General features: G+C 45.6%; 7 protein-coding genes. 2 read left to right on the top strand and 5 right to left on the bottom strand.

The window, feature by feature from the left end:
- Nucleotides 1-322 precede the first annotated feature (322 nt).
- Together MGMO_RS12625 and MGMO_RS12620 are read right to left on the bottom strand one after the other, a co-directional pair.
- A complete protein-coding gene (locus MGMO_RS12625) occupies nt 323-733 on the bottom strand; it encodes a VanZ family protein (protein ID WP_023495449.1) in 411 nt (136 codons plus the stop codon).
- Between the two features lie 16 nt (nt 734-749).
- Entirely contained in the window at nt 750-2,168 is a 1,419-nt protein-coding gene (locus tag MGMO_RS12620; protein ID WP_023495448.1) for an undecaprenyl-phosphate glucose phosphotransferase, read from the bottom strand.
- Nucleotides 2,169-2,650: 482 nt separating this feature from the next.
- Between MGMO_RS12620 and MGMO_RS12615 the strand changes: the two genes are divergently transcribed.
- Entirely contained in the window at nt 2,651-3,445 is a 795-nt protein-coding gene (locus MGMO_RS12615; protein ID WP_023495446.1) for an RMD1 family protein, read from the top strand.
- Between the two features lie 32 nt (nt 3,446-3,477).
- Nucleotides 3,478-4,320: a 23S rRNA (adenine(2030)-N(6))-methyltransferase RlmJ gene (locus tag MGMO_RS12610; RefSeq protein WP_023495445.1), complete on the top strand. Its 843-nt coding sequence runs from the start codon at nt 3,478-3,480 to the stop codon at nt 4,318-4,320.
- Nucleotides 4,321-4,394: 74 nt separating this feature from the next.
- Here the strand turns inward: MGMO_RS12610 and MGMO_RS12605 are convergent, their stop codons facing one another.
- The 3 genes from MGMO_RS12605 to MGMO_RS12595 form a co-directional block, all read right to left on the bottom strand.
- The gene (locus MGMO_RS12605; protein ID WP_023495444.1) at nt 4,395-4,874 is read right to left on the bottom strand and encodes a nuclear transport factor 2 family protein; all 480 of its coding nucleotides are present in this window, start codon (nt 4,872-4,874) and stop codon (nt 4,395-4,397) included.
- A gap of 166 nt (nt 4,875-5,040) precedes the next feature.
- Nucleotides 5,041-5,694, bottom strand: coding sequence for a ribose-5-phosphate isomerase RpiA (gene rpiA, locus MGMO_RS12600; RefSeq protein WP_023495443.1), 654 nt, complete (start codon nt 5,692-5,694; stop codon nt 5,041-5,043).
- Nucleotides 5,695-5,860: 166 nt separating this feature from the next.
- Nucleotides 5,861-6,853, bottom strand: coding sequence for a glycerophosphodiester phosphodiesterase (locus MGMO_RS12595; RefSeq protein ID WP_082458367.1), 993 nt, complete (start codon nt 6,851-6,853; stop codon nt 5,861-5,863).
- Nucleotide 6,854 lies beyond the last annotated feature (1 nt).

Genomic DNA, 6,854 nt, shown 5'->3' with positions numbered 1-6,854 from the left:
AAGTCGAAGTGCTACAGCAAAAGCAAAGACATGCTTAAATATTCCGTCATGCTTTTGATGCTCAAATGGAACGGCGAGCTAAAGCCTATACTTTATTAACAATGCCGTTTTCATTAACACATCACTTTTATTTGTCATTTTATTAACAGCAATAATTCTCCTTGTATTACTTGTAGACTTTGGGTAATTCCTTATACTTAAAGGGTCGTTTATTTCAGTTTTCGAGACCATTCTTTATCACCGTGCCTCCATCAAATCAGTAATAAAATCATTTTTTCTTAATTTCGTTTATTTGTCATAGCCCCATGTTTATTAAAAAACATCACGTTAACTTATTATGTTTATTAGCAAAAAATAAAGGTGCGACACGATTGACCAGAATAATAGCACATACCGCCCCAAAGATGTCGGCAAGCAAATCCAGAAGGCTGGCGGCGCGACCAGGAACAAACATCTGGTAGCCCTCCTCAGTGATACCGAACAATGTAACGATCATGAGGGGCAAGGACAATAGCGGGATAACTTGCCTTTCGCGGAATTTTAACGATACACAACAAACCAGAAAGCCTAAGACACCAAATGCAAAAAAATGCGCTACTTTGTCCAAACCATGCACTTTTTCCAATACGGGCAAAGGCGGCTGCGAAGATTCAATAAATAGGGCTGTCAACCAGCCAACACACAACAGGATAAAAAAAATAGATGGTCTATGGCTATTTTTTGCTTTAGTCATTTTCATACATCCAAGATTAATACGCTTGTTTACTTGCAAAACCCTTAAACACAGTCAGGATCACAATTTTTATATCCAGCCACAACGACCATTGTTTTAAATATTCGAGGTCGTGGTGAATCCTGGCTTCCATTTTATCCAACGTATCGGTTTCGCCGCGACAACCGTTGACTTGGGCTTGGCCGGTAATTCCGGGTTTGACTTTATGTCGCAGCATATAGCCCTGTATCTGTTTTCGATAATATTCGTTGTGGGCAATGGCGTGCGGGCGCGGACCGACGACAGACATAGTGCCCCGCAACACATTAAAGAATTGAGGCAGTTCATCTAGTGACGTTTTGCGTAAAAAAGCACCCAGCGGGGTAACCCGGCTGTCGCTGCGAGTGGCTTGTTTTATCTGGTCGCCATTTTCACATACTGTCATGGAACGGAATTTCCACACTTCTATTTTTTCGCCTTTTATGCCATAGCGTTGTTGTTTGAAAATAATAGGGCCCGGCGACGTAAGCTTTATGGCTATGGCGATCATGAGCATGGGAACGGCAGTAATGGGTAATATTATCATGCAAAGAATAAGGTCTTCAAACCGCTTCATCGTTCCATCGAGTGCATTAAATGGGGTATCTAATACGCTAACGACCGGTATACCTTGCACATTGCTCCATTTGGATTGGATTAAGTTGAAGGTGAAAAAATCTGGCACGATGTTAATGGAAGCGGTGCTGTCTGCCAATTCTTGGATTAGTATGCTGATACGTTGCTCGGCACGCAAGGGCAAAGTGATATAAATATGATCGATTTCACCGTTTTTAGCCTTCTCCAGCAATTCCTGGAATCCTCCGGCTAAATCACCAATTTGCTTGTGGCCCAAACGCCTGCCTTCAGCCTGGGCACGGTCATCAAAAAAACCAATGAATTGATAACCTATCCAGGGCATTTCCGATAGGCCCGTTTTAAGCCGTTGACCTAATATATTTGCGCCAAATATGGCGTAAGTTTTTGTGTTAAAGCCTTTTTTCCGTAAATAACATAAGAAGCCACGCTGTATGGAGTGCGTCAATATAATGCTAAAAGGAGCCAACGGCAGCCATAATTCAATGACTTCCAGCGAATAACTGTATTCGGCATTATACAGGTAGACACCGCTAATCAGCAGCATAAAAGCCCCCAACCACGAAAGCAGTATTCGTAGCGCCTCATCAAATAGGGGGGCTCCACGCCAACCATGATAAAGCTCGTTGTTTTCAGCAATAATGCCAAACAGGGTGGCAGCCACAAACCCCGGCAAAAGGTATTCACGATCAATCGGAACGTCATACACCATCAAAGACGCGTACAACGTGGTTAAAATCAATACGCTATCAAGCGTCCGGGTTCGGGTTAATAGCGAGGAATGCGGAGGGCGAATGGCTCCTTTATCAGGTATTTGACTCATTTATAACTTCAACCGGAGTGGGGTTATGCACCAATACCTTTTGAGTGCCGTGAACAGTTCCTTCTCTACACATGCTAGATACGTGGGTTTGAAAGCTTGCGCAAAAGCGAGCCCCTGCTTATTAATAAAGCCTATCTATCCCAACAGGAGAGGCGGATTTGTTGCAATACTTAAAACTGAGTTGGTCAGTAAATTGTTTAACGTACCTAGTCTAAAGGGGCTTTGTTTCAGTTTTATTAAAACTTATTTGAATATCGTTTAATTGTGGCACATTCGTGCGGATTATTGAACTCGCCTTCCCCATTAAACTATCGATTTGGCTGCCGTTACCCCTTAACTAAGCACTATTTACTTACTAACACCGAAATCAGGTTAAAATAGCGCCCAATCGTATTCGGCTGCTTAGTCTTACTCAATCTGATGAGCGCTCATGCTGCCTTTCGTTTACTTAAAACAAGACCGCCCTGCGGTATCCGCCTCCTATGTCTGAAACACAAGCAGCAAAACGTTGTGTCGCCTATTGCTTGGCTCAAAGCTTTGATATTAGCAACTTGGCGAAAATCCTGTCGGAAACCACGCTGATACGGATTATCAAAGGCGCATTATTGGTCGAAGATGATGAAACTTGGTCGGTTATTTTTGCTTATGGCACGGTTGTGCATTGGAATATCGATTCCGAAGAGCAACATAAGCTGCATCAACTCCTCCTGGGTCATGCGGAAAATCCACTGAAAACAATAGAAGAAGATCATTTTACTTTTACGTTGAACAGCCCGCAGACCCGCATTGCGGAAGACCATATAGAAATCGAATCTGACGACCCTATTGTGTTGTTTTCCTTATCGCAAGGGATGGCGCAGTCCATCAAGCTCGCTTCGTTTGAAACCAATGCTATCACCACCATCAACAACACCAGCTATATCCCGAAATCATTGGCGCAGGACGGCAGGATCAAATTAGGCCGCCATGAGATAGCCAAAATACGCGGGCAATTGTTTTTGACCAAAAGCGACATCATCTTGAATTATGACTTGCTGGATAAACCGGATTTTTTCTGGGAATACCCAGAGTATGAGGAATACTACACCATCGCCGCCAAATACCTGGAGGTGGCCCCGCGCACCGAGGTCTTATCCAAAAAGCTTGAAACAATCCATGAATTGTTTGAGATGTTAGCCGATGAACAAAAACACAGGCATTCGTCAATATTGGAATGGATAATCATCGGCTTAATCGCCTTTGAAATCGGCATGACCATTGTCGATAAAGTGTTCTGAAGTAAATTTAACCCCTCCCCTTTAGCCTAACCATGTTAAGTTACCAACATGCCTACCACGCGGGCAATTTTGCCGATGTCCTGAAACACGTTGTGTTGGTTCAGGTATTGAACTATTTAAAAACAAAGGACAAGCCGCTTTGCTACATTGACACTCACGCCGGCTCTGGCGACTACAAGTTGCATTGCGGCGTATCGCAGAAAAACCAGGAATACTTGGGCGGTATCGGCAGCTTATGGCAACACGAAACATTAGCCGATTGTGTGGCCGATTATGTCAACCTCATCAAACAAAACAATCCTTCCGGGCAATTAAGCCATTATCCCGGTTCGCCATTGATTGCTGCCCAGTTGCTCGGCAATAAAGACCGCCTGTTCCTTTACGAGCTACACACCGCAGAATCCAGGCTGTTAGAAGAAGCGACCAAGAAAGATAAACGCATCAAAACCTTTCGGGCCGATGGGCTAAAGGATAGCTTAGGCTTATTGCCGCCCAAAGAACATCGCGGTTTGATACTGATAGATCCCTCTTATGAAATCAAGACTGAATATAAAACGGTAGTCGATGCCCTGCAAGCCATGCACAAGCGTTTTGCCACAGGGTGTTATTTACTTTGGTATCCCGTCGTTGCCAGGAAGCGTAACCAGTACCTGGAACGTGCCTTAAGGGAAAGCGGCATTACCAACATCCAGCTATTTGAACTGGGCATCCAGCCCGATAGTGATGAATTCGGTATGACAGCCTGCGGCATGATTGTCATCAACCCGCCTTGGACGCTACTTACCGACATGCAAGAGGCATTGCCTTGGTTAGCCAAAACGCTAGGCGATAGTCAGCATAGTTATTATCGAATAGAGCAATTGGTTGGGCAATAAAGTTAGCGAACAATGACCCGCCCCCAGATTAACATACTCGATGCTTCCTTGACAGCCGTGAAATTAATGTCGCGTTAAAGCCCTAAATCGCTTAATCCCGGATGATCGTTGGGACGCGGCCCTTGCGGCCAATGAAATTTACGCTCACTTTCATGGATCGATAGGTCATTGATACTGGCATATCGCCGCCGCATTAAGCCGTGTCTGTCAAATTCCCAGTTCTCGTTGCCATAAGACCGAAACCATTCGCTGTTGTCATTGTGCCATTCGTAGGCAAACCGCACGGCGATCCGGTTACCTTCAAAAGCCCACAACTCTTTGACTAAACGGTATTCAAGCTCTGTTGACCATTTGCGCCTCAAGAACTCAATAATTTGTTCCCGACCCACGGGGAATTCGGCACGGTTTCGCCACTGGCTGTCAATGGTATAGGCCAAAGCGACACGCTCGGGATTACGATTATTCCAACCGTCTTCAGCCATGCGTACCTTTTGGGTTGCCGTTTCATGGGTGAAGGGCGGGAATGGTGGACGTGATTCAGTGTGGGCGGTCATTGAACAAACCTCTGTGGGAATTGTAGGACGGTGATTATCTTAAGGTAAATCTAGAGGTTATGGGTAACGGTGCGCAAAGTGCCTCAATGAGGGCGTATTAACTATTGAGGACACTCAACTTAGGTGGCCATTACCTCATAACCAAGCGTTTCTCCAGATTGGCGCATTAAAACGTCACAATTTCTTCGCCGTCACTGACCAAGCAAATGTCCGCAGCACGCATGGCAAAAATGCCCACTGCAACCACGCCGGTAATGTTGTTGATGGTTTGTTCCATTTTGATGGGCTCCATAATGTCGAGGTTATGGACATCAATGATCTGGTTGCCATTATCGGTAATGCAATTCTCCCGCCATACAGGCTGTCCACCCAATTTGACCATTTCCCTGGCGACATAACTACGCGCCATTGGGATCACTTCAATCGGTAGCGGGAATTTGCCCAGCACATCGACGCGCTTGGAACCATCCGCGATACACACAAACTTTTTACTGGCGGCGGCGATGATTTTTTCCCGTGTCAGTGCCGCTCCACCGCCTTTTATCAATTGCTTACGTGGATTGATTTCATCAGCGCCATCGACGTACACTTCAATCGTGCCGACATTATTCAAGTCCAGCACGGGAATACCCGCTTGTTTCAGCAATGCCGTGGTCCCTTCCGAACTGGAAACCGTGCCTTCAATATCTGCCTTCATTTCCGCCAGATAGTTGATGAAATATTTCACCGTGGAGCCTGTACCTACCCCGATGACGGGCACATCTTTGATATATTTCAATGCCGCCTGGGCAACTTTTTGTTTTAATTCATCTTGTGTCATGAGCTTACCGTGGTTGTTGTTATTAGAATGAGAGGGATTGCTAAATTAAAATTACAGTCAATTTGGCTTTAACAATAAGCGATGATAATACCTCAGTTGTTAAATTTCCTCAGCCGATTTTTTTGGTGATGATTTCAAGCCGTATTTATTCAAGCTTTGCTGCCCATTAGCAAGTGCCTTGGGCGAATGATTTAATTGCATCACCGACACGATTGGGGTAATCCGAAATCAAACCCGTTACGCCGGCAGCCAATAAATCCACCATTTCCTGCGGATCGTTACAAGTCCACACATTCACGTCAAAACCTGCATTGCGGACTTCATCAATGTGGGTGAGGTAGCGTTTACCCGACAGCCCGCCAAAGCCATGTCGCTTATAATCCTTATGGCAACCGATGTTGTAGGCATTCGCCTTAAGTGTGCGTAGATAGGCTACTGGCGCTTTAATCGGCCCTTCCGTGAGAACGGCAATGGCAATGCGGCTGGTTTGCTGCCGCACTTGCTGCAACAAGGCATGATCAAAAGAGGAAATTAGGACTTGATCTGCCAGTTGTGTTGTCTGTACATCCTTCAACACGGCCTCAACCAATCCTGGGTGACCATCTGGATGGCTTTTAAGCTCAATATTGACCTTAAGGTTCAGTTCTTTAGCTAATGACAAGGTCTCAGTCAGGGTTGGAATCTTGATGTTACCGGAAGCGTAGTGTTCCCGCTCGGAGACGCTGACAAAGTCGGCTATTTCGCCATCGCTTAGGGTTTGCAGGAAAGGTAGCCGTTCTTCGCGGGATAGCTTCAGTTGTGCTATGTACCAGCTTCCCGCATCTAAGCGGCTAAGCTCTGAATGCGTGAAATCAGCGACATCGTACCTGCTGCGCCCTGGAAATTTGGTTTTGGCATCAGTACACCGAACCAAATCGTCATCGTGATAAACCACGACTATGCCGTCTTTTGCCAAGCGTACGTCCATCTCGAACATGTCACAGCCCAAAGCTTTCGCTTTGGCGAACGCAACCAGGGTGTTTTCGGGTGCATAGGCCCTAGCGCCCCTGTGGGCGATATTTAGGACGTTGATTGATGCCGTTGGTACCATCGGTAGAGTCCAGGTTGATATAGTTGTGTTCAATGACGCGGTAAAGCGGTAAGCTATTATTTTTGCCATA

The organism is Methyloglobulus morosus KoM1, from assembly GCF_000496735.2.
Taxonomy (GTDB): domain Bacteria; phylum Pseudomonadota; class Gammaproteobacteria; order Methylococcales; family Methylomonadaceae; genus Methyloglobulus; species Methyloglobulus morosus.
Note: the sequence above shows the minus strand (reverse complement) of the source record. Positions and strands in the feature narration are given on the sequence as shown.

Coding starts and splice junctions, on each gene's coding strand:
- MGMO_RS12625 (WP_023495449.1), bottom strand. CDS start 733: ATGACTAAAGCAAAAAATAGCCATAGACCATCTATTTTTTTTATCCTG.
- MGMO_RS12620 (WP_023495448.1), bottom strand. CDS start 2,168: ATGAGTCAAATACCTGATAAAGGAGCCATTCGCCCTCCGCATTCCTCG.
- MGMO_RS12605 (WP_023495444.1), bottom strand. CDS start 4,874: ATGACCGCCCACACTGAATCACGTCCACCATTCCCGCCCTTCACCCAT.
- rpiA (WP_023495443.1), bottom strand. CDS start 5,694: ATGACACAAGATGAATTAAAACAAAAAGTTGCCCAGGCGGCATTGAAA.
- MGMO_RS12615 (WP_023495446.1), top strand. CDS start 2,651: ATGTCTGAAACACAAGCAGCAAAACGTTGTGTCGCCTATTGCTTGGCT.
- MGMO_RS12610 (WP_023495445.1), top strand. CDS start 3,478: ATGTTAAGTTACCAACATGCCTACCACGCGGGCAATTTTGCCGATGTC.
- MGMO_RS12595 (WP_082458367.1), bottom strand. CDS start 6,853: ATGGCAAAAATAATAGCTTACCGCTTTACCGCGTCATTGAACACAACT.